The sequence below is a fragment of the Nocardia sp. CC227C genome, from assembly GCF_030767025.1.
GTDB lineage: Bacteria > Actinomycetota > Actinomycetes > Mycobacteriales > Mycobacteriaceae > Nocardia.
Genome location: NZ_JASITE010000011.1, coordinates 195,573 through 215,679, shown reverse-complemented (window position 1 = coordinate 215,679; position 20,107 = coordinate 195,573). Strand labels below are relative to the sequence as shown.

The window sequence follows — 20,107 nt, the reverse complement described above, 5'->3', positions numbered from 1 at the left end:
CGTACCCAGGAGTTACCCCGATCGTTGCGAAATCAGCCGTCGCGCCCGCATACGTTCACGGTAGGTAGTGTCCATAGTAGGTATTGCCTGGGCTAGCGGCGGACGCGCCCATTACTCTCGAACCATGCGTGTTCTGGTCGTCGACAATTACGACAGCTTCGTGTTCAACCTGGTCCAGTATCTGGGGCAGCTGGGTGTGGACGCGACGGTCTGGCGCAACGACGATCCACAGCTCGCCGATGTGAACGCGGTGGTGACCGAGTTCGACGGTCTGCTCATCAGCCCCGGGCCGGGGACGCCGGAGCGCGCGGGGGCCAGCATCGAGCTGGTGCGCGCCTGTGCGAAGCACCGGGTGCCGCTGCTCGGGGTGTGCCTGGGGCATCAGGCCATCGGGACGGCGTTCGGGGCCACCGTGACGCGGGCACCGGAGCTGTTGCACGGCAAGACCTCCGACGTCTACCACGTCGGCGCGGGGGTGCTGGCCGGACTGCCCGACCCCTTCACCGCCACCCGCTACCACTCGCTGACCGTGCTCGAGGAGACCATGCCGCCGGAGCTGGAGGTGCTCGGCCGCACCGAGAGCGGGATCGTCATGGCCATGCGGCATCGCGAGCTGCCCATTCACGGCGTGCAGTTCCATCCCGAATCCGTGCTCACCCAGGGCGGGCACCGGATGCTGGCCAATTGGCTCGGCGTCTGCGGCGCTCGGCCCGACGAGGGCCTGGTGCGCACGTTGGAAGCGGAAGTCGCGGCGCTGGTGTGAACCGTCCCGGCGATGTGGTGGGCCGCCGACCGCACGTGGTGCTGTCGGTGGCGGTGAGCATCGACGGCTATATCGACGACGCGCGCACCGAGCGGCTGCTGCTGTCGAACTCGGCGGATTTCGACCGGGTGGATCGGCTGCGGGCCGAATCCGACGCCATTCTGGTCGGCGCGGAGACGCTGCGCCGCGACAATCCCCGGCTGCTGGTGAACAGCGCCGAGCGCCGCGCCGCCCGGGTCTCGGCGGGTCGCCCCGAATATCCCCTGCGCGTGGTCGTCTCGGCCAAGGGCGAACTCGACCCGGAGTTGCGCTTCTGGCACAGCGGCGGGGAGCGGATCGTCTACACCACCGAGGCCGGTGCGGCACGGCTGCACGATCGCCTCGCGCGGTCGGCGACGGTGGTGTCGCTGGGCGGCACGGTCGATTTCGCCGCGCTGCTGGACGATCTCGGCGCGCGGGGGGTCGAACGGCTGATGGTGGAGGGCGGCGGCGCCATCCACACCGCCTTCCTGTCGGCGGGACTGGCCGACGAGATGCTGATGGCGGTCGCGCCGATCCTGGTCGGCGATTCGGCCGCCCCGCGATTCCTGCGTTCCGCCGCGTATCCCGGTGGGCCGCACCGGCGGCTGCGGCTGGCCGAGGTCAGCCAGGTCGGCGATATCGCCCTGCTGCGCTACCTGCCGAAGGAGGAGGGTCCCCATGTCGGATGAACACCGCCTGCACCGGCAGTGGATGCGGCACGCCATCGGACTGGCCCGGCTGTGCCCGATCAGCGCGACCGCGTTCTCGGTGGGTGCGGTGATCGTCGGCGACGACGGCGTGGAGATCACGCACGGGTGGTCGCGGGAGACCGACGAGAAGGTGCACGCCGAGGAATCGGCGCTGGACAAACTGGAACCGGACGATCCCCGCCTACCCCACGCCACCCTCTACAGCACCCTGGAACCCTGCTCGCAGCGCGCCAGCCTCGACCGAACCCCCTGCACCGACCGCATCCTGCGCGCGGGCATCCGCCGCGTCGTCATCGCCTGGCGCGAACCCGCCACTTTCGTGGCGAACTGCGTCGGCGTGGAGAAACTCCGCGAACACGGCATCGAGGTGATCGAACTCCCCGACCTCGCCGACGAGGCCATGTCGATGAACCGCCACCTGAAGCTCTGAAGATGACGGTCTGAAAACGAATGGCCGCGCTCCTCGCGGACGCGGCCATATCGGTGATGCCGATGCGGCGGATCTCACGGGGGACCGAGGGACAACACACCGGTCGTAATGGTCACCGTCGCGGTCTTGCCGAGCGAGGAGCCGACCGCGGGCTGTTGGGCGATGACCCGGCCGACGCTGCCCGCGTCCAGGGTGGCCTGGGTGTTCTGGCTGATCTGGCCGACCCAGCCGCGGGAGCGGAGGGCGTCGGCGGCCTGGGCGGGGGTCATGCCGCGCAGGTCGGGCATATTGATGGCGTCGCCGGTGGAGACCTGGACGATCACCGTGGAGCCCTTGTCTGCCATGGAGCCGCCCGCCGGGCTGGTGCCGATCACCGTGCCCTTGGGCTGGGAGTTCTGCACCTCCTCCACGGTGATCTCGAATCCGGCGCTCTCCACCAGATTGGGTTCGGCCACCTCCAGCGGCTGGCCCACCACATCGGGGACGCGGACCTGGTCGGGGCCCTTGCCGAGGGTGATGGTGACCGCGCTGTTGGCGTCGATCCGCGCGCCCTCGGTCGGGGTCTGCGCGATCACCTTGTCCTTGTCCTCGACGCTGGAGGCGTCGCGCTGCACGTCCGAATCCAGCCGCAGCCCTTTGGCATTGAGCTGCTGTTCGGCCTGCTGCTGGGTGAGCCCGGCCAGGCGCGGCACCGCGACCTGCGCGGGACCGGTGGAGACCTGGAGGGTGACGGTGCTGCCCTCGTCCACGCGTGAGCCGCCGAGCGGCCGGGTGGCGATCACATTGTTCTGCGCCACCTTGCTGTCCGGCTTCTCCTGGATGGCGACGGTGAAACCGAGCCGTTCCAGTTCCTTCTGGGCGGCGGCGGCGGAACTGTTGGCCAGATCCGGCACCGTGACCTGGTCGGGGCGGGAGCCGGGTCCGAGCAGCGCCCAGAACAGTGCGAAGGCCACCACCACGGCGGCCGCACCCGCCAAGCCCAGGTACAGCCCGCGGCGGGAGCCGTCCGGGTCGACGATCTCCTGTTCGGAGGTGTCGTCGCCGCGTTCCACGGTGCGGTAGCGCGGTGCGGGGAACTCCTCGTCGAGGAAGGTGGTGCTCTCCTCCTCGGTCATGACCATGGGCGCGGTGGGCTTCTGCCCGCCCAGCACGCGGATCAGGTCGGCGCGCATCTCCGCGGCCGTCTGATACCGGTTGGCCGGGTTCTTGCTCATGGCCTTGAGCACGACCGAGTCGAGTTCGCGCGGCACACCCGGATGCACGTGCGAGGGCAGCCGCGGATCCTCCCGCACATGCTGGTAGGCCACCGCGACCGGGGAGTCACCGGTGAAAGGCGGCTCGCCGGTGAGGATTTCGTACAGCACGCAGCCGACCGAGTACACGTCCGAGCGGGCGTCGACCTGCTCGCCGCGGGCCTGCTCCGGGGACAGGTACTGCGCGGTGCCGATGACCGCCGCGGTCTGCGTCATGGGGTTGGAGCTGTCGGCGATGGCGCGCGCGATGCCGAAGTCCATCACCTTCACCGCGCCCGCGCGGTTGATCATGATGTTGGCGGGCTTCATATCTCGGTGCACGATGCCGTTGCGGTGCGAGAAGTCCAGCGCCGCACACACATCGGCGATGACCTCCATGGCCCGGCGCGGCGGCAGCGGTCCCTTGCCGCGCACGAGGTCGCGCAGCGTGTCACCGTCCACGTACTCCATGACGATGTAGGGCAGCGGCCCGCCGTCGACCTCTGCCTCACCGGTGTCGTAGACCGCCACGATGGCGGGGTGGTTCAGCGCGGCCGCGTTCTGCGCCTCCCGCTTGAACCGCAGATAGAACGTGGGGTCGCGGGCCAGGTCGGCACGCAACACCTTGATGGCCACATCGCGGCCGAGGCGCATATCCCGCGCCTTGTGGACTTCGGACATACCGCCGAACCCGATGATCTCGCCCAGCTCGTAGCGAGAGGAGAGATTCTTCGGGGTCGTCATGGCAGTCCTTGCTGGGCGGCGGGGGCTGGAGTACTGCTGTGGGCTGGTCGCGTGGTTCCGAAAGCGCCGCCGGCGCCACCGGGCACCGTCGGTGGCCACGATGGTATTTCGAACGGGGGCTCGATGGTGGTCCTGGTGGGTTTGACCGTCGTGGTCGGTGTCGGCTTGGTGGTGGTCGGCCGTTGCGTCGTGGTGGTCGGCGGCTGCGTCGTGGTGGTCGGTGTCGGCTCGGTGGTGGTCGGCACCGGTTCTTCGGTGGTCGGCGGCACCGTCGGCGGTGGCGGCACGAACCGGGTGGTGGTCGGCGGCTCGGTCGTCGTGGTGGTGGACTGCACCGGCGGCGGTACCACAACGGCGCTGGTCTTGGTGGGCGGCGTCGGCTCCGGCGGATCGTTGTTGAGCAGGACGAAGGCCGCGGCGGCTCCCACCGCCACCGCGCCGACACCGAGACCCGCGAGGGCCTTCTGGCTGTTGGTGAAGCGTCCACCGCCCTGATCGGCGGTCCGCCCACCGGTCGGCGGCGTGCCGGGCGGCGGGGTGTGCGGGCCCTGCATCATGGCCGTGGCGACCGGCGCCTGCTGCGCCCGCTGTGCGTGCGGCGGCGTCGGGTATCGCACGGTGGCCGCGTCACCGCGCGGGGCGGAGGGCAGGATCACGGTCGGTCCGGGCGGCAGCACCCGGGTGGCGCCGGAGGTCATCGGTCCGGACATGCCGCTGGGCGGCGGCGGGCGGCGGCCCGAGCGCACGGCGGCCACCGCGTCGGCGAATTCGCCGCCGCTGGTGTAGCGCTGGCCCGGCTCCTTGGCCATGGTGATCTCGATGAGTTCCCGCACGTTCGGCGGCAGGTCCGACGGGAGCGGCGGCGGGGTCTCCCGCACGTGCTTCATGGCGACGGTGAGCGCGCCGTCCCCGGTGAAGGGCCGCTGCCCGGCCAGGGCTTCGTAGCCGACCACACCGAGCGAGTACACGTCGGAGGCGGCGGTGGCGTCCTCGCCGGTGGCCTGTTCGGGCGCGATGTACTGGGCGGTGCCCATGACCATGCCGGTCTTGGTGACCGGGGAGGCGTCGACGGCTTTGGCGATGCCGAAGTCGGTGATCTTCACCTGGCCGGTCGGCGTCACCAGGATGTTGCCGGGCTTGACGTCGCGGTGCACCACGCCCGCGGCGTGCGCCACCTGTAGCGCGCGACCGGTCTGCTCGAGCATGTCCAGGCCCTGCGCCACCGAGAGGCGGCCGAGCCGGTTGAGGACGGCGTTCAGCGGCTCTCCGGACACCAGTTCCATGACCAGGTAGGCGGTTTCGCCGCCCGCCGGGTCCATCGTCTCGCCGTAGTCGTAGATGCCGGCGATGCCGGGGTGGTTGAGCTGCGCGGTCGTCTTGGCCTCGGTGCGGAACCGGTGCCGGAAGGTGGGGTCGGCCGAGAATTCGGCCTTGAGCACCTTCACCGCGACCCGGCGGTCGAGGCGGGTGTCCAAGGCTTCCCAGACCTGTCCCATTCCGCCGGTGGCGATGAGGCGATGCAGCCGGTAGCGGTCGGCGATCAAGGCACCGTTGGTCAGCATTCCAGCCCCCGTCCAGCGAGCACGTTCATATCGTTCAGCCCCCCGCCAGTCCGGCGTCGAGCACCGCGCGGGCGACCGGCGCCGCGACGGAACCACCGGTCGCGGCCAGCGCGCGGTCACCGCCGTTCTCCACGATGACCGCGATCGCGATCTTCGGGTTCTGCGCCGGTGCGAAGGCGATGTACCAGGCGTGGGGCGGGGTGTTGCGGGGATCGCTGCCGTGCTCGGCGGTGCCGGTCTTGGAAGCGATCGTGTAGGGGCTGCGGCCCCCGCCCTGGGTGTTCTTCTCCGATTCCATCATCAGAGTGGTCAGTTGGGACGCCACCTGGGCGTTCACCGCCTGACCCACCGACATCGGATTGGTGGTGCCGAGCACGCTGAGATCCGGGCCTTGCAGTTGGTCGACCAGGTAGGGCCGCATCCGGACGCCGCCGTTGGCGATGGTGGCCGCGATGACCGCGTTGTCCAGTGGCGTGAGCGCCACGTCGCGCTGGCCGATGCTGCTCTGTCCGAGCGCCGCGCCGTCCGGGATGGTGCCGACGGTGCTGTCCGCCACGGGAATCGGGATCCCCTCATGCTGTCCGATGCCGAACGCGGCCGCCTCGTCCTTGAGCTTCGCGGACCCAACCTTGATACCGAGCTCCACGAAAGCGGTGTTACACGACAGTTTGAACGCGGTGGTCAGTGATGCGGTCTGGTTGTCGCCGGGACCGCAGTGGTTGCCGTTGTAGTTCTCCAGCGTGGTGGCGGTGTCGGGCAGGGTGATGCGCGACGCGGCCGTGAACTGGTCGTCCGGCTGGGCGACGCCCGCGGACAGCGCGGCGGCCGTGACCACCACCTTGAAGGTGGAACCGGGCGGATAGGTCTGCGAGACGGCGCGGTTCAGCATGGGCGAGCGCGGATCCTGCTGGAGCTCGTTCCAGGTCTGGGTGACCGCGGCGCCGTCGTGGCTGGACAGCTGATTCGGGTCGTAACTCGGGGTGGACACCATGGTGAGGATGCGCCCGGTGCTCGGTTCGATGGCCACCACCGAACCGGTGTACCCCTTCGAGGTGAGCTGCTCGTAGGCGACCTTCTGCATGACCGGGTCGATGGTGGTGACCACATTGCCGCCGCGCGGATCGCGGCCGGAGACCAGATCGACGAGGTGGCGGCCGAACAGCTGATTGTCGGAGCCGTTGAGCACCGAGTCCTCGGCGTGCTCGAGCCCGGTGCTGCCGTACTGCATGGAGTAGAACCCGGTCACCGGTGCGTAGGCCGCCGGATCGGTCGGGTAGGTGCGCAGGTACTTGTACCGGTCGTCGGTGGCGACGGAACTGGCCAAAACCGTGCCCTGCGCGGAGATCTGGCCGCGCTGGCGCGAGTACTCGTCCATCAGCACCCGCACGTTGCGCGGGTCGCTGCGCAAGCTGTCGGCCTTGATGACCTGTACGTAGGTGGCGTTGGCGAGCAGGGCGACGACCATGATCATCACGGCCATGGCGACGCGACGCAGGGGAGTGTTCACGCGGTGCCTCCCTTCGGAGGTCGCCGCACCATCTCGGTGGGGGCGTCGGCAATGGGTTCGGGGGCGCGCTTGCGGACCGGGGCGGGTGCGCGCGCCGCGTCGGAGATCTTGATCAGCAGCGCCACCAGCGCGTAGTTGGCCAGCAGTGAGGAACCGCCGTACGAGACGAACGGCGTGGTGAGACCGGTCAGTGGAATCAGTTTGGTGACACCGCCGACCACCACGAACACCTGCACGGCGATGGTGAACGAGAGTCCGGCGGCCAGCAGCTTGCCGAAGCTGTCGCGCACCGCCAGCGCCGTGCGCAGCCCGCGCACCACGAGCATGGTGAACAGCATGAGCACTGCGGTCAGGCCGACCAGCCCGAGTTCCTCACCGATGGTGGTGATGATGAAGTCGGTCTTGGCGAAGGGCACCTGCGAGGGCCGTCCGCTGCCCAGCCCGGTCCCCGCCAGCCCACCGGTGGCCAGACCGAACAGCGACTGCGAGATCTGGTAGCCGGTGTTGTTGTAGTCGTCGAACGGGTGCAGCCAGGTCTCCACGCGCACCCGCACATGCCCGAACCAGTTGTAGGCGAAGAGGAAGCCGATGGCCAGCAGCCCGCCGCCGATGACCAGCCAGCCCACCCGCTCGGTGGCGATGTAGAGCATGGTCAGCACGGTGGCGAAGATGAGCAGCGAGGTGCCGAGGTCCTTCTCCAGCACCAGCACGCCGATGCAGACCACCCACACCACCAGGATCGGGCCCATGTCGCGGGGGCGCGGCAACTCCAGCCCCAGCACATGCTTGCCCGCCACGGTGAACAGGTCGCGCTTGGCGACCAGCACCCCGGCGAAGAAGATGATCAGCAGCAGCTTCGCGAATTCGCCCGGCTGGACACTGAATCCGGGTAGCCGGATCCAGATCTTCGCGCCGTTGACCATGGAGTAGCGGTCCGGCAGCAGGGCCGGGATGGCCAGCGCGATCAGGCCGATCAGACCCAGGGTGTAGGCGTAGCGCGCCAGCGTGCGGTAATCGCGCAGCGTGATGAGCAGACCCATGAACACCACCATCCCCAGACCCGTCCACAGCACCTGCTGATTGGCGTCGGGGGAGGGGATGGCCGTGGAATTGAAGATGGCGTCCTGTTTGTCGGCCAGATCCAGGCGATGGATGAGCACCAGCCCTAGGCCGTTGAGCAGCGCCACGATCGGTAGCAGCACCGGATCGGCGAAGGCCGCGAAGCGTCGCACCGCCAGGTGCGCGACCCCGAACAGCGCCAGGTACGCCAAACCCAGCTTGGCGATGTCCCAGCTGATGGACTGTTCCTGGCTGGCCTCCACCAGCACCAGTGCCACCGTGGTGACGAGTGCGGCGAGGCCGAGTAGCAGCAACTCGATATTCCGCCGGGTGGACGGCGGCGGCGCGGGAGCGAATCCGCCCGGAGGACTGGGAAAAGCCCCGGCGGACGGCGGTGCCGGTGCGGACATCAGTCCGTCGCTCGGCAGTTCTGGCCTGCGATCTGCGGGGCCTGGGTGGTCGTGACGGGGGTGTTCGTCGGGGGCTGCTCGCGGTTCTCGGGTTGACGCAGCTCCCCGGTGCGCTCGCCGCCGGGCTCGGGCTCCGGCTGGCCGGTGGTGGTCGGCGGCACCGCCGTGGTCGGCGCGCCCGTGGCGGGCGGCTGTTCCGTCTCGCCCGGCGGCGTCGGCTCCGGTTCGGCGGGCTTCTCGCACGGCGGCAGCAGTTCCCGCTGCGCCAGCGATCGCATCTGCGTGACGGCGTCCGCACGGGAGCCGGGCGGCAGGCCCTTCTCGACGGAATCGCGACCGGTGGGCTTGAGATCGTCGAAGGTCAGTTCGCGGCAGCCGGCCGGGAAGTCGGCGTCCGGGGCGACGAGGGACAGTTCGCCGTCGCGGGTGACGCATCCGATCTGATCGACATCGTGGATGGAGTAGCCCAGCACGGAACCGGGCAGCCCGCGTAGTACCACCACCCGATCGCCGTCCGCACCCACGTAGTAGTTGCTGCGAATCATGTTGTAGCCGACCGTGAGCCCGGCGCCGACGGCCACGATGAGCGCCACCGCCAGCAGCAGCCAGCGCAGCTTGTGGCTCTTGCGCGCAGGTTCGGGCTCGGACTGCTGGACGGCGCGGCGTGGGGCGGCGCGCGGCGGTCTCATGGCGGCCGCGCGACCGGCGGCGGTGTTCGGCGGGGGCGTGTCCTCGTCCTCACCGGAGGCCGCGCCCGCCACGATGGGGTGGCTCTGGCCGTAGTCGAGGTCGATCACGTCGGCGACGACGACGGTCACATTGTCGGGACCGCCGCTGCGCAGCGCCAATTCGATGAGTCGGTCGGCGGCCTCGTCGGTGGTGCCCTCGCGCAGGGTGTTGCCGATGGTCTCGTCGCTGACCACGTCGGACAGGCCGTCGGAGCACAGCAGGTAGCGGTCTCCGGCGCGGGACTCGCGCACGATGAGCGTCGGCTCGATCTCGTTGCCGGTGAGCGCGCGCATGATGAGCGACCGCTGCGGATGGGTGTGCGCCTGCTCCGGGGTGATGCGCCCCTCGTCCACCAGCGATTGCACGAAGGTGTCGTCGCGGGTGATCTGGGTCAGCTCGTCGTTGCGGAACAGGTAGGCGCGGGAGTCGCCGACGTGGGCGAGGCCTAGTTTCTTGCCCGCGAACAGGATGGCGGTGAGCGTGGTGCCCATACCGTCGAGTTCGGGTTCCTCCTCGACCTGATCGGCGATGGCGGCATTGCCGTCGCGCACCGCCCGGTCGAGCTTGCCGAGTAGGTCGTCGCCGGGTTCGTCGTCGTCGAGATGGGCCAGGGCGGCGATCATCAACTGTGAGGCGATCTCACCGGCGGCGTGGCCGCCCATCCCGTCCGCGAGTGCGAGCAGCCGCGCACCCGCGTAGACGGAGTCCTCGTTGTTGGATCGGACGAGACCGCGGTCGCTGCGCGCTGCGTAGCGGAGAACAAGTGTCACGATCGGAGCTCGATCACTGTCTTGCCGACACGGACGGGGGTGCCGAGCGGAACCCGCACCGGCGTGGTGACTTTCGCGCGGTCGAGGTAGGTCCCGTTGGTGGAACCGAGGTCCTCGACATACCAGTCCTCACCACGCGGCGACAGGCGCGCGTGGCGGGTGGAGGCGTAGTCGTCGGTGAGTACCAGCGTGGAATCATCGGCCCGCCCGATCAGCACCGGCTGGGTGCCGAGGGTGATGCGGGTGCCGGCGAGTGAGCCTTGAGTCACCACGAGATATTTGGCGCCCTTCTGGCCCCGGCGAAACGATGGCAGCACCGCGGAACCACTCGGGGACCGTGGCGCGACTCTGATGCCGGATGCCGCGTAGATATCGCTGCGCAAGGTCCGGAGCACCGCCCACACGAACAGCCACAGCAGCAGCAGGAACCCCGCACGGGTCAATTGCAGGATCAATCCCTGCACGGTGCTCCACCTCCTGTTCGACCGTGTTGTTGGTACGGTTCGTCGACCCCCAACCGGTGTTGCCTGTCAGCACGGGCCGGGTTTCGCCACCGCGTGAGTGTTGGCAGCATCATAGGGCCGTAGACCGGTTGCGATCACGATACGACCGAGGATTCTCGGGCCATATCGTGACCTGCACCGCGAGCTTACGGGATCAGACGATCCGGATCAGGATCTCGGAATGCCCGGCGCGGATGACATCCCCGTCGGCGAGCTGCCAATCCTGTACCGGCGAGCCGTTGACCAGCGTTCCATTGGTCGAACCGAGATCGGAGAGCATGGCCGTCTGGCCGTCCCAACGCACCTCGATGTGCCGGCGGGACACCCCGGTGTCGGGAAGCCGGAAGTGCGCGTCCTGGCCGCGGCCGATGATGTTGGATCCCTCACGCAACTGGTAGGTGCGACCGCTGCCGTCGTCGAGCTGGAGGGTGGCCGAGTAGCTGGAGCCGCCGTGCGGCGGGGCCGCCGGAGCCTGCCCGTAGCCCTGCTGGCCGTAGCCGGGCTGCTGGCCGTAGCCCTGCTGGCCGTACTGGTCGTCGGGCGCGTAGCCGCCCTGCTCGTAGCCGGGGTCGGCGTAGCCCTGCTGCCCGTAACCCGGGTCGGCGTAGCCCTGCTGCCCGTACGCCTGATCGGCGTAGCCCTGCTGGCCGTAGCCACCCTGGTCGTAGCCCTGCTGCCCGTACCCCTGGTCGTAGCCCTGCTGCTGCCCGTAACCGCCCTGGTCGTAACCCTGCTGGTAGCCCTGCTGGTCGTAGCCGGGGTCGGCGTAGCCCTGCTGCTGCCCGTAGCCCGGGTCGGCGTAGCCCTGCTGCCCGTACGCCTGATCGGCGTAGCCGGGCTGCTGGCCGTACCCCTGCTGGCCGTAGCCACCCTGGTCGTACCCGTTCTGGTACTCGCCGTAGCCCGGGTCGGCGTAGCCGGGCTGCTGGCCGTACGCCTGGTCGCCGTAGCCCTGCTGGCCCGCCGGAGGGGGCGCGTACCCACCGCGGCGTGGATCGGACTCCGCGGCGTCACGGCTGGGGTCGTAGCCTGAGTTCTGCGTCATGGGGCCAGCTCCTGGTTGCGGGTGTTCGGGTCGTTGTGGTCGTTCAGAGGCCGGTGGTGGGCCGGTCCGACGGCCCACGTCCGGGTCCACCCGGCCGCGGGTTCTGAACTGTCCGGTGTGCAGCGTAGGTGATGCCTCGAACGCCACGTGCACTTCGCCGTAGGTCTGCCACCCCTGCTCGCGGATGTAGTCCTGCAGATGTTTGGCGAACGCGCGGGTGGTCAGTTCGTGGTCGGCCTCGAGTTGCCGCAGGTCCGATTCGTTGATGGTGATGGTGTAACTGTTGGGAGCCAACAGATGCCCACCGCCGAGTTCCTGGATGTGATCGGTGGCCTCGCACTGGAGGGCCGACTCGACTTCCTGGGGCACGACGCTACCGCCGAACACGCGGGCGAAGACATCCCCGACAGCTCCCTGGAGGCGGCGTTCGAACCGCGAAACGATACCCATCGCCCCTCCTCCCGGGTCATGACGCTCCCTCGAGAGCGAGCGTTTCTCGTGTCGTGGTCTGCAGACGCCGTGTCATGCACGGCGCGTCCGATACGGCGACACGCGAGAAGGGCGTGTCGCCGTAGGGACACGGTGATTGCATGATATCCACGATCGTCCACACCTGTAACTCTTGGCGAAAGCCCCTGGTTCCCGCGCGGCCCGCAACTTGGTGTACGGCCGGTCACCAGGCGATTTCGTTTTAGGGCATACCCCGTGATAACTTTTTCACGTCGCTCGGGCGAGTGGCGGAATGGCAGACGCGCTGGCTTCAGGTGCCAGTGTCCGCAAGGACGTGGGGGTTCAAGTCCCCCCTCGCCCACCAGACGAGGAGCTCGATCCGGATTCCGGATCGAGCTTTTTCGCGTTTCAGGCGACGTTCGTCTGGTGAGGGTTCGTCTCGTGCGGGTTCGTCTCGTGGGGTTGGCAGGGGAAGCTGCGGCGGTAGCCGCCGGGGGAGACGCCCATGCGCTCGAGGAAATGGTGCCGCAGATTGTTGGCGGTGCCGAGGCCGCTGAGTTCGGCGATCTTCTCGATCGGCAGGTGGGTGGTCTCCAACAGCACCCGGGCGCGGGCCAGGCGCTGGTTCAACAGCCATTGCAGCGGCGTGGTGCCGGTCGTCTCCTGGAAGCGGCGGTAGAGGGTGCGGGGGCTGACGGCGGCGCGGCGGGCCAGATCCTCGACGGTGAGCGGCTGGTCGAGCCGGGTGCGCGCCCAGTCCATGACCGGCGCGAGGGCGCGGTCGTCGGTCTCCGGCACCGATTCCTCGATGAACTGGGCCTGACCGCCCGGCCGGTGCGCGGGCACCACCATGCGCCGCGCCAGTTGATTCGCCACCCGGGAGCCGAGATCGCGGCGCACCAGGTGCAGGCACAGGTCGAGGCCGGCGGTCATCCCGGCGCTGGTGAGCACATCGCCGTCGTCCACGTAGAGCACCGAATCATCCACGCGCACTTCGGGATAGCGCCGGGCCAGCTCCGCGGTGTGCATCCAGTGCGCGGTGGCGCGGCGGCCGTCCAGCAGTCCGGCCTCGGCCAGGGCGAAGGCTCCCGTGCACAGCGAGACCATGCGGGCGCCAGCGGCGTGCGCGGCGCGCAGGGCCTCGATCAGATTGGGTGGCAGCGGCTTTCCTTCATCGACACAGTCGTCCGGCACCGATGGGACGATCACGGTGTCGGCACCCGCCAGACCCTCGAGGCCGTAGGGGGTACGCAGTGTGAAGCCCGGTGAGCCGCGATCGCTCCGATCACCGGTGCCGCACAGTCGCAATTCATACCAGGTCGCGGACAGGTCCGGTTGCGGCTTGCCGAAAACCGTTGCGGGAATGCTCAATTCGTAGAGATCCCAGGTGGGCACGCCGATATCGGCGGGAACGACCAGGGCTACGGAACCGACGCTCATGCCGGTCAGTCTATGGCAGGAATTTGGTGGTACCCGGCATCCGTGTCACTGGTCGGCTCCGGCGCGGACTGCGAATCTTGCTCTCGGTCATCCACGAAGCGATCGAAAATCCAAGGGAGACAAGAGATGGACACCACACCGCAGGCCGTCACCGTACTCGGTCTGGGCCAGATGGGCTCGGCGCTGGCCGCCGCGCTGCTCGACCGGGGCCACCGGGTCACCGTGTGGAACCGGTCGGAGCACAAGGCCCGCGCGCTGGTGGACCGGGGCGCGGTGCTCGCGGCCGACCCGCGCCGGGCGGTCGAGGCCAGCCCGCTGGTCCTCGTCTGCGTCTTCGACCAGGAGGCGATGCGGGAGCTGACCGATCCGATCGTGGCCGAACTCGCGGGAAAGGCGCTGGTCAACCTCACCTCGTGCGGTGCCGAACAGGCCCGCGCGGCCGCCGAGTGGTTCGGCGCGCGCGGTGTCGACTATCTCGACGGCGGCATCATGACCACCCCGCCCGGGGTCGGCAGTTCCGAGGTGATGTTCCTCTACAGCGGTGCCGCGGCGGCGTTCGAGCCGCATCGCGAGACCCTCGCCGCCCTCGGCGATCCGCTGTACCTCGGTGCGGACGCCGGTATCGCCGCCCTCTACGACTCGGCGCTGCTGAATCTCATGTGGTCCACCATGACCGGCTGGCTGCACGGCGTCGCCCTGGTGGGCGCGGAACAGGTGACGGCGCAGGCGTTCACCCCCATCGCGATCCGCTGGCTGGCCACCGTGAACTCCTTTCTCACCCGCTACGCCGCCCAGGTGGACGAGGGCAGCTACCCGGGCGACGACGCCACCGTGGACGTGCAGATCGCCACCATCGACCATGTGCTGCACGAGGAAGCGGCACGCGACATCGACACCGCCCTGCCCGAACTGCTGAAGGCCACCATGCTGCGCGCCCGGGAATCGGGGCACGGCGCGGACAGTTTCGCCAGTGTGATCGAAGTTCTCCGGAAGGGAGTCGCCTCATGAGCGCCAAGGTCGATCGATTCGAGGATCTGGAAAGCGAATTCAACGCCTACGTCGGATCCATCAACTACGCCACCATGGTGACGGTCGACGCCCGCAACCGCCCCCGCACCCGCGTCCTGATCCCGGTGTGGGAGAAGGTGGACGGCGAACCCCTCGGCTGGCTGGCCACCTACCGCACCCCGATCAAGGAGAAGCACCTCGCCGCCAACCCGCACACCAGCTTCTCCTACTGGAAACCCGGCAACAATTCCGTGGCGGTGGAGGCGACCGCCGAAGGCGTCGACGACATAACCGTCAAATCCCACGTCTGGGACCTCTACCGCCGCACCAGCCCCCGCGGCGCGGGCTACCACCTCGGCCAGTTCTGGCACGGCCCCGACGACCCCAAACTACGCCTCCTACGCCTGACCCCCTGGCGCATCCAGGTGATCCGCGGCGCGGACCTGCGCAGCCGAATCTGGCAGCCACCCGCCCGAGCGGCATGATCAAGCTCGGCGTCGCCAGCTCGTGCCGGAGCGCGCGGGCAGCTCATGCCGACCGCTGTTGCGCTCTCCGGCATCTGGTGCACATGCCACCTCCGGCGTGTACGACGTAGCCGGGACGCTTCCGATGCCGGGTGGTCATCGGTGCGTCGCAGCCAAGACACTGTGTTGGCCGTCGCGCAGGGGCGGCCGTGCAGTTCTCTCCTCGGAGCTGCCGGGGGGATCGCAGGGCTCGTAGAGTTCTGGGAACGTTTCGGTGCCGCGCTCGACTACGACCTGCTCGAGCGCGGCATCGACGTCCGGGACTGCTTCGGGCCCGCCACCATCAGAACCCGTGACTGGCGCACCATCTGGGCGTTCAAGGACCGGCTGCCGCACGGCTCCCACTATCGGGCCGCACTGGCCATGGACCGCGAACTCGCCGAACAGATGGTCGCCGCCGAAGAGGCCGAGGCGACCCTCGACCTCTACGAAGAAGCCGCTCAGCCCAGTGGGACGACACCCGAGGGCTACACCATCGACAGCTATCTCCTGCTGTCGGTCATCGATGCGCTGCAAGGGGTCCAGGCCGCGGTGATCGCCGCCGCCGGCGGCGACCCGCCCACCATCAAACCCATGCCTCGCCCGGTCACCGCGGCCGACATCGTTCGTGATGAGCACCGCGACCGGTCGATGCAGCGCCTCATCGACGAATTCACCGCACCCACCTGGGAGAACTGATGATCTTTACGGCCACCCTCCCGGCGCAGGACGCCGGAGGCGCTGACGTTGTCGCCCTGGCCGGCGTGTACGCGTCCGCGTTCTACAGCGGTGATACCGTCACCGACGTCGAACTGGTAGCGCCGCCGGGGTTTTCCGTTGTGACCGGCGACCCGAACGACAACATCACGATCAACGTACGTCAGCTCAGAAACGGCGTCCCGATTCAAAGCTTCGCCAGCCTCACCGTGGGTGAAGGAACCGTCCTCGCCCCGGAAACACCTGTCTCCCTACCTATAACAGCGCAGCCGATTTTGCGAGCCGGGGACGTCATCGATGTTCAGATGCAGCAGAACGGTCAAGGGAAGGCCGTTGGCATGGGATTGAATGTCTCGGTCTTTGTGAGCTGACGAACAGCACACCACGCACCGCTGGCCGGTACTCCACATGACGTGCACTGGGTTTGAGTTCCGTCGTTCGCGCCCGTGGGCTGAGCCAACCAACCGCTATGGATGCGGAATCGTCTCAGGTAGAGGCGGCGCACCGTTTCGGTTGGTGCCAGGGAAACACTGTGAAGCAATCGTGAAGGCGGTATCCCCATTGGTTGCCACTGACGCGGTGAGCATGAAGTGATCTGGGCTTATCGCCTGGATAATGGCGCGGTTGGCGGGGTTGGTGCGAACTTCCCAGCCGAGTTCCGACCATCCTCGCGCAAAGTCGACGAGGTAGTCCGTAGGAGGGCGGGTCTGACCTACTACCAGGTAGTCGATCAGTAGGCGTTGCGGGTCGTCGGGATTATCGCTACCGAAGATGCAGGCGCCGACAAGTCGTGGGTCGAGGGGGTCGCCATTCCATTGATCGCCGAGGACCAGGGACAGCTCGTGCGGGGAGGCGCCGAGCGCCTCGGAGAGAAGGTCTACCGCCTTCTGTTGCGCGAGAGCCTCGGTCAGGGTCGGGTCTACGGGAAACTCACTGACGGACGTGACCTCTGGCATCCGAGTCCATTTCGGGTCAATGGACGCGTCATCACCAGCGCGCGCATTCTGACCGCACGCGGCCGTGACCAACGTCGTGAAAACTGCTGCCACGGCAAGAACTCGAGACATCAGTGCCACCTTTCGCGCTCGAGATGCTATCGCAGCCAACGAATCTGCACCCACGGCGGTTCGCATGCCGACTGGGCTCGGGGGCCAGTCCACTCACTCTCGGTCAACTCAGGAATTGAAGCAAGTGTGACGAAAATAACTGATAATTCAGCTGGTACACCACCTATCGGTCCCTCGTTGACCGACCTCATCCAACCTGTCATTGCTCCTATCGATCGACTGATTGGCGGCGTCCGATCGTTCTTGGACTCCAGCACTCGGATTCCGAGTGTCGATGGAACATCGTTAATCGACGAGGACCCACGACGTATTGCCTCGCGCGATGCGTTCAAGGCGATGTTCGGGCGCTTGCCGGTGGACGCGGTGGACTGGGAGACCGCCTACGCGCTCAACCCTCGCAGCTATGACCCGAAGTACATGGGTGCCGACCCCGAGATTCGTGTCGTGCGAATCAACCCGGTCGAAGGACAGGGGGTAGTTCGTATTGGAGCCTTCATCCGTGAAGACCAAGTGCTGAATTGGTTCACCCGGAAGTACAACTCGGGCGATGATCGCGGTCCCCAGGCTGATTTCGATCCGGAACACACCCGGATGACGATGTATGTGGACTATAAGAACGGCGCTGTAATCATCCGCCAAAACCCCTCGATCGAACTCGAGGACGGCGAGGCCGTTCGTGCGCAATCTGCTGTTCCAGAAGCTCAGGTATGGCAGGCCGAGGACGGCTCGGTTCGCATCAGATACAGCGGCCACGACGCCTTCGTGCCTAGCGTGTCACCGACGCTGGGCACAGTGAACGGCGACATCGTTGTCACACCGGGGCACGGTGTGGCCGGCACACCCGGTTCTACCGGAGCCACGGTCGACGGGACGGTCACAAAGTACCCCTGGATGGAGATCTACCAGCATGCTCCAAATGGCAACAAGCACACGATCGCGGTACTACCGGCCCCGGCGATCATCGACAATGAGAAGGTAGGCCCGAATGCGGGCTTGTGGGTCAACCGAGACATCGGAGTCGGCGAAAAGGCCATCGCGCCTTTCCAACGCACCATCGAGCCAGACCCCCGGGCCATGCGGGGCGCGCCCTCGGTCGACCTGACAATCGATCAGCCGTTCGCGGAGGCCGGACCGGTCGGCAACGCTCCCAAGGCTCCTGTCTACGCAAATGGTGGCGATGTTCGGGGTGCGGGCTCGTCGATCGGTGACAAGATCCCGGCCTGGTTGTCCGATGGCGAGTTCGTGATGAATGCCCGCTCGACGGCGGTGAATCGGCCGTTCCTACAGGCTCTCAACGCGGACCCATTCTTCCTGCAGAAGATGCTGGCGTCGCGGTCGGAGCGTAGCCGGTCGAGTGCCGCGAATGGCTACGGTGGCGCTGTTCCTTCGGGACAGCCCGCCACAGTGAATATTTCGATGTCCAATCAGGAGGACATCATCGGCAGATTGAAAGTTCTTGCCTTGCAGTGGGAATTGTCCCATTCGTAGTGGCGGTATCTATTTCTTGGATTGAGGTGAATCTGTGGCGTCGAACGCTGCGATGATCACGGTGACCGGCGTTGATGGTTCGTTGTGGACGATCGCCGGTCAAGGTCGTGGTCGCGAGGGTGTGGAGTTGGCTACGTCGCCGAGCGGGCTGTATGACGCTCCGGTGACGACGATTTGGAATCAGTCGGCGTTTCAGGTCGGGTCGTCGTTCGGTGGTTTCCGTACGAACAAGCGCGATGTCGTGTTCGCTGTGAACATCTTCGAGGCCGCGGGGCGGTCGTGGGAGTCGGTGGATTCCGCGTGGCGTAAGGCGTGGGCAGGAACCTTCAGCTAGATCTAGCGAAAAATCCAGATCTAGCAAGTGAGTTGGAACGCTATGAATTTGATCTGGATGATGTTGTTATCGATCGCGTGGAGACAATCAGGTGGAACAATGAATGGGCGCCGTCGGATAGCGTGCTCCAGCGGGCTGCGGACGACCCGTTGATACTCGGCCCGTTGGTTGATGGCACAATAAACAATCCAGAATGGCGTGATTCGGCGCTGACTGCATTTTCTCAGCTCAACGCCGAGGCGGCTCGGCGCGCATTCAATTCCGGCGACTATCTGGCTTCTGTGCATTATCAGTCCCGGCATCAGGCGCTTGAACTAGTTCGAAATCTAGCTCCGAGTCTGCAGACGCTGAATGATAGTCTGATAGGTGCCGGTGAGCTGCCAACGCGCCATGTTGCTAGGCCGCTGGTGGATGGCATCAGTGGGTCTTACATTTCGCAGCGATCTCTTGGAGAAGGCGCTCCAGCACTATCGTTTCTCAAGAACGTGTCAGATGCGGCAGGCCAGCTGGGTGGGTCTCTATTCCCGAGTGCGACCAATCAATCGATGACTGTCAATATCTCGATGCCGACGGTTGATCCCAGTCTGTCCAGTCAAGCCGAGGAGTTGAGCGCTAACACGTATCGATCCCATCTATACGTGTGAACTTCCAACTTCGCCAGCTGCGGTCATTGGTATAGAGTTGAGTTGGCCAACCCGAGATGGAATGCAATGACGAGTAATAGCACACAGTTGATCCGACAGATCGTCGGTCAACTAACCGATGCATTGGCTACTGAGGGCTTCACTCCATCGAACCCGCTGGATGGCGTAGCCGCTGCTGGGTGCGGGACCAACTCTTCGTCGGAGGCTTCTGTTTGGTTTGCCAGGATCGTCGATGGTGTACCGCAGTTGACGGCCGCAGTTAACGCCCACATCCAGCGCAACGGAAGGTTTGGGATGGGTATTACCGCCGGTGCTTGGGTCGTGTCAAAGGCGGCACAAGATATCCTGCAGGAGCTTCCTGCCGAGGCGTTGAGTAGAGGTAGTTGGCCTCTTGGTCGACTGGAGTCCGTCAACTTCGGTTTCTTTGAACGGACGCTAGACCCTGGCGAGATACCAGTCGGTGCTGACCCAGATTACGCTGTGAGTGAGTATATGCGACTCCTTCGCGGCCCTGTCGAGCAGTGGTTTTCTCGGTATAGTAGCTCCTCTGAACTGCTCGCGACTGCACGGACCGCAACCGTCCAAAGCCTGGATCAGAATAGTCCGAACCCTGTCAGAATACGCGCAACTGTTGTGCTGCTTCTTCTGAATGAATTGGCATCGGATGCAGTTGCACTTATGGACTGGTATCTTCGCCATGACAGATTTCATAAATGGGATTCTATTGATCGTGCCGTTGCTTTTGATATCGCAATTAGTAACCGCTTCCCCGCGTACGCTCTAGCGCGTACAGCTGTTGATTAGTTGAGGTACACGATGAGGTGTGCAATAGGATACGCTCTTCTTCGCGAACGTAACCGGACCCGGTTCTGAATCGGGTGAGCAAGGTGAGTAGCTATTCCTCGCGCTTGATGAAGCTAGTAGGTCTGCGGTTGTCCGGGGCTATGGTTGACGCTGGCTTCGAGATATCC

20 protein-coding genes and 1 tRNA gene are annotated in these 20,107 nt (G+C 66.6%); 12 read left to right on the top strand and 9 right to left on the bottom strand.

The features are described 5' to 3' along the window. Positions 1–124: 124 nt before the first annotated feature. Genes QMO76_RS22985 through QMO76_RS22975 form a run of 3 tightly spaced genes read left to right on the top strand, consistent with a single transcriptional unit; the run spans position 125 to position 1,924 of the window. Complete coding sequence (locus QMO76_RS22985; protein WP_306363389.1) at positions 125–763, top strand: aminodeoxychorismate/anthranilate synthase component II; 639 nt, start codon at positions 125–127, stop codon at positions 761–763. After that, positions 760–1,473, top strand: a complete 714-nt coding sequence (locus QMO76_RS22980) for a dihydrofolate reductase family protein (RefSeq protein ID WP_306363388.1) — start codon at positions 760–762, stop codon at positions 1,471–1,473. Before QMO76_RS22985 ends, QMO76_RS22980 begins: the two co-directional genes overlap by 4 nt. Continuing rightward, positions 1,463–1,924, top strand: coding sequence for a deaminase (locus QMO76_RS22975; RefSeq protein WP_306363387.1), 462 nt, complete (start codon positions 1,463–1,465; stop codon positions 1,922–1,924). The genes QMO76_RS22980 and QMO76_RS22975 overlap by 11 nt, the downstream gene beginning before the upstream one ends. Before the next feature lie 74 nt (positions 1,925–1,998). On the opposite strand, the gene pknB is transcribed toward QMO76_RS22975, so the two are convergent. From pknB to QMO76_RS22940, 7 genes are all read right to left on the bottom strand, one after another. Next, on the bottom strand, positions 1,999–3,900 hold the full coding sequence (gene pknB, locus QMO76_RS22970) for a Stk1 family PASTA domain-containing Ser/Thr kinase (RefSeq protein WP_306363386.1): 1,902 nt from the start codon (positions 3,898–3,900) through the stop codon (positions 1,999–2,001). After that, on the bottom strand, positions 3,897–5,462 hold the full coding sequence (locus tag QMO76_RS22965) for a protein kinase (protein WP_306363385.1): 1,566 nt from the start codon (positions 5,460–5,462) through the stop codon (positions 3,897–3,899). Before QMO76_RS22965 ends, pknB begins: the two co-directional genes overlap by 4 nt. A gap of 34 nt (positions 5,463–5,496) precedes the next feature. Further along, on the bottom strand, positions 5,497–6,969 hold the full coding sequence (locus QMO76_RS22960; RefSeq protein ID WP_306363384.1) for a penicillin-binding protein 2: 1,473 nt from the start codon (positions 6,967–6,969) through the stop codon (positions 5,497–5,499). After that, positions 6,966–8,438 carry an FtsW/RodA/SpoVE family cell cycle protein gene (locus QMO76_RS22955; protein ID WP_306363383.1) on the bottom strand — a complete coding sequence of 491 codons (1,473 nt, stop codon included), beginning with the start codon at positions 8,436–8,438 and terminating at the stop codon, positions 6,966–6,968. Before QMO76_RS22955 ends, QMO76_RS22960 begins: the two co-directional genes overlap by 4 nt. After that, complete coding sequence (locus tag QMO76_RS22950) at positions 8,438–9,937, bottom strand: PP2C family serine/threonine-protein phosphatase (RefSeq protein ID WP_306363382.1); 1,500 nt, start codon at positions 9,935–9,937, stop codon at positions 8,438–8,440. Before QMO76_RS22950 ends, QMO76_RS22955 begins: the two co-directional genes overlap by 1 nt. Beyond that, positions 9,934–10,401, bottom strand: coding sequence for an FHA domain-containing protein (locus QMO76_RS22945; protein WP_282777532.1), 468 nt, complete (start codon positions 10,399–10,401; stop codon positions 9,934–9,936). The genes QMO76_RS22950 and QMO76_RS22945 overlap by 4 nt, the downstream gene beginning before the upstream one ends. A 193-nt stretch (positions 10,402–10,594) precedes the next feature. After that, positions 10,595–11,935: a DUF3662 and FHA domain-containing protein gene (locus tag QMO76_RS22940; protein ID WP_306363381.1), complete on the bottom strand. Its 1,341-nt coding sequence runs from the start codon at positions 11,933–11,935 to the stop codon at positions 10,595–10,597. A 278-nt stretch (positions 11,936–12,213) separates the two neighbouring features. On the opposite strand from QMO76_RS22940, the gene QMO76_RS22935 reads away from it, so the two are divergent. Beyond that, positions 12,214–12,299, top strand: a tRNA-Leu gene (locus tag QMO76_RS22935). Between the two features lie 44 nt (positions 12,300–12,343). Here the strand turns inward: QMO76_RS22935 and QMO76_RS22930 are convergent. Then, the gene (locus tag QMO76_RS22930; protein WP_306363380.1) at positions 12,344–13,375 is read right to left on the bottom strand and encodes a helix-turn-helix domain-containing protein; all 1,032 of its coding nucleotides are present in this window, start codon (positions 13,373–13,375) and stop codon (positions 12,344–12,346) included. Between the two features lie 126 nt (positions 13,376–13,501). Between QMO76_RS22930 and QMO76_RS22925 the strand changes: the two genes are divergently transcribed. The 4 genes from QMO76_RS22925 (at position 13,502) to QMO76_RS22910 (ending at position 15,974) form a co-directional block, all read left to right on the top strand. Then, positions 13,502–14,383 (top strand): NAD(P)-dependent oxidoreductase, encoded by an 882-nt coding sequence (locus QMO76_RS22925; protein WP_306363379.1) that lies wholly within the window; start codon positions 13,502–13,504, stop codon positions 14,381–14,383. After that, entirely contained in the window at positions 14,380–14,868 is a 489-nt protein-coding gene (locus QMO76_RS22920) for a pyridoxamine 5'-phosphate oxidase family protein (RefSeq protein WP_306363378.1), read from the top strand. Before QMO76_RS22925 ends, QMO76_RS22920 begins: the two co-directional genes overlap by 4 nt. Positions 14,869–15,009: 141 nt before the next feature. Further along, the gene (locus tag QMO76_RS22915; protein ID WP_306363377.1) at positions 15,010–15,585 is read left to right on the top strand and encodes a hypothetical protein; all 576 of its coding nucleotides are present in this window, start codon (positions 15,010–15,012) and stop codon (positions 15,583–15,585) included. Then, a complete protein-coding gene (locus tag QMO76_RS22910) occupies positions 15,585–15,974 on the top strand; it encodes a hypothetical protein (RefSeq protein WP_306363376.1) in 390 nt (129 codons plus the stop codon). Before QMO76_RS22915 ends, QMO76_RS22910 begins: the two co-directional genes overlap by 1 nt. 96 nt (positions 15,975–16,070) lie before the next feature. On the opposite strand, the gene QMO76_RS22905 is transcribed toward QMO76_RS22910, so the two are convergent. Further along, positions 16,071–16,670: a hypothetical protein gene (locus tag QMO76_RS22905; protein ID WP_306363375.1), complete on the bottom strand. Its 600-nt coding sequence runs from the start codon at positions 16,668–16,670 to the stop codon at positions 16,071–16,073. Between the two features lie 177 nt (positions 16,671–16,847). Between QMO76_RS22905 and QMO76_RS22900 the strand changes: the two genes are divergently transcribed. The 4 genes from QMO76_RS22900 to QMO76_RS22885 all read left to right on the top strand — a co-directional run bounded on the left by QMO76_RS22900 (position 16,848) and on the right by QMO76_RS22885 (position 19,940). Then, positions 16,848–18,158 carry a hypothetical protein gene (locus QMO76_RS22900; RefSeq protein WP_306363374.1) on the top strand — a complete coding sequence of 437 codons (1,311 nt, stop codon included), beginning with the start codon at positions 16,848–16,850 and terminating at the stop codon, positions 18,156–18,158. A gap of 34 nt (positions 18,159–18,192) precedes the next feature. Further along, complete coding sequence (locus QMO76_RS22895; protein ID WP_306363373.1) at positions 18,193–18,492, top strand: hypothetical protein; 300 nt, start codon at positions 18,193–18,195, stop codon at positions 18,490–18,492. Between the two features lie 32 nt (positions 18,493–18,524). After that, positions 18,525–19,136: a hypothetical protein gene (locus QMO76_RS22890; protein WP_306363372.1), complete on the top strand. Its 612-nt coding sequence runs from the start codon at positions 18,525–18,527 to the stop codon at positions 19,134–19,136. Between the two features lie 66 nt (positions 19,137–19,202). Beyond that, positions 19,203–19,940, top strand: coding sequence for a hypothetical protein (locus QMO76_RS22885; protein WP_306363371.1), 738 nt, complete (start codon positions 19,203–19,205; stop codon positions 19,938–19,940). The last annotated feature ends 167 nt before the right edge of the window (positions 19,941–20,107 follow it).

Coding starts and splice junctions, on each gene's coding strand:
- QMO76_RS22885 (WP_306363371.1), top strand. CDS start 19,203: ATGACGAGTAATAGCACACAGTTGATCCGACAGATCGTCGGTCAACTA.
- QMO76_RS22910 (WP_306363376.1), top strand. CDS start 15,585: ATGATCTTTACGGCCACCCTCCCGGCGCAGGACGCCGGAGGCGCTGAC.
- QMO76_RS22955 (WP_306363383.1), bottom strand. CDS start 8,438: ATGTCCGCACCGGCACCGCCGTCCGCCGGGGCTTTTCCCAGTCCTCCG.
- pknB (WP_306363386.1), bottom strand. CDS start 3,900: ATGACGACCCCGAAGAATCTCTCCTCTCGCTACGAGCTGGGCGAGATC.
- QMO76_RS22975 (WP_306363387.1), top strand. CDS start 1,463: ATGTCGGATGAACACCGCCTGCACCGGCAGTGGATGCGGCACGCCATC.
- QMO76_RS22920 (WP_306363378.1), top strand. CDS start 14,380: ATGAGCGCCAAGGTCGATCGATTCGAGGATCTGGAAAGCGAATTCAAC.
- QMO76_RS22930 (WP_306363380.1), bottom strand. CDS start 13,375: ATGAGCGTCGGTTCCGTAGCCCTGGTCGTTCCCGCCGATATCGGCGTG.
- QMO76_RS22925 (WP_306363379.1), top strand. CDS start 13,502: ATGGACACCACACCGCAGGCCGTCACCGTACTCGGTCTGGGCCAGATG.
- QMO76_RS22985 (WP_306363389.1), top strand. CDS start 125: ATGCGTGTTCTGGTCGTCGACAATTACGACAGCTTCGTGTTCAACCTG.
- QMO76_RS22940 (WP_306363381.1), bottom strand. CDS start 11,935: ATGGGTATCGTTTCGCGGTTCGAACGCCGCCTCCAGGGAGCTGTCGGG.
- QMO76_RS22965 (WP_306363385.1), bottom strand. CDS start 5,462: ATGCTGACCAACGGTGCCTTGATCGCCGACCGCTACCGGCTGCATCGC.
- QMO76_RS22905 (WP_306363375.1), bottom strand. CDS start 16,670: ATGTCTCGAGTTCTTGCCGTGGCAGCAGTTTTCACGACGTTGGTCACG.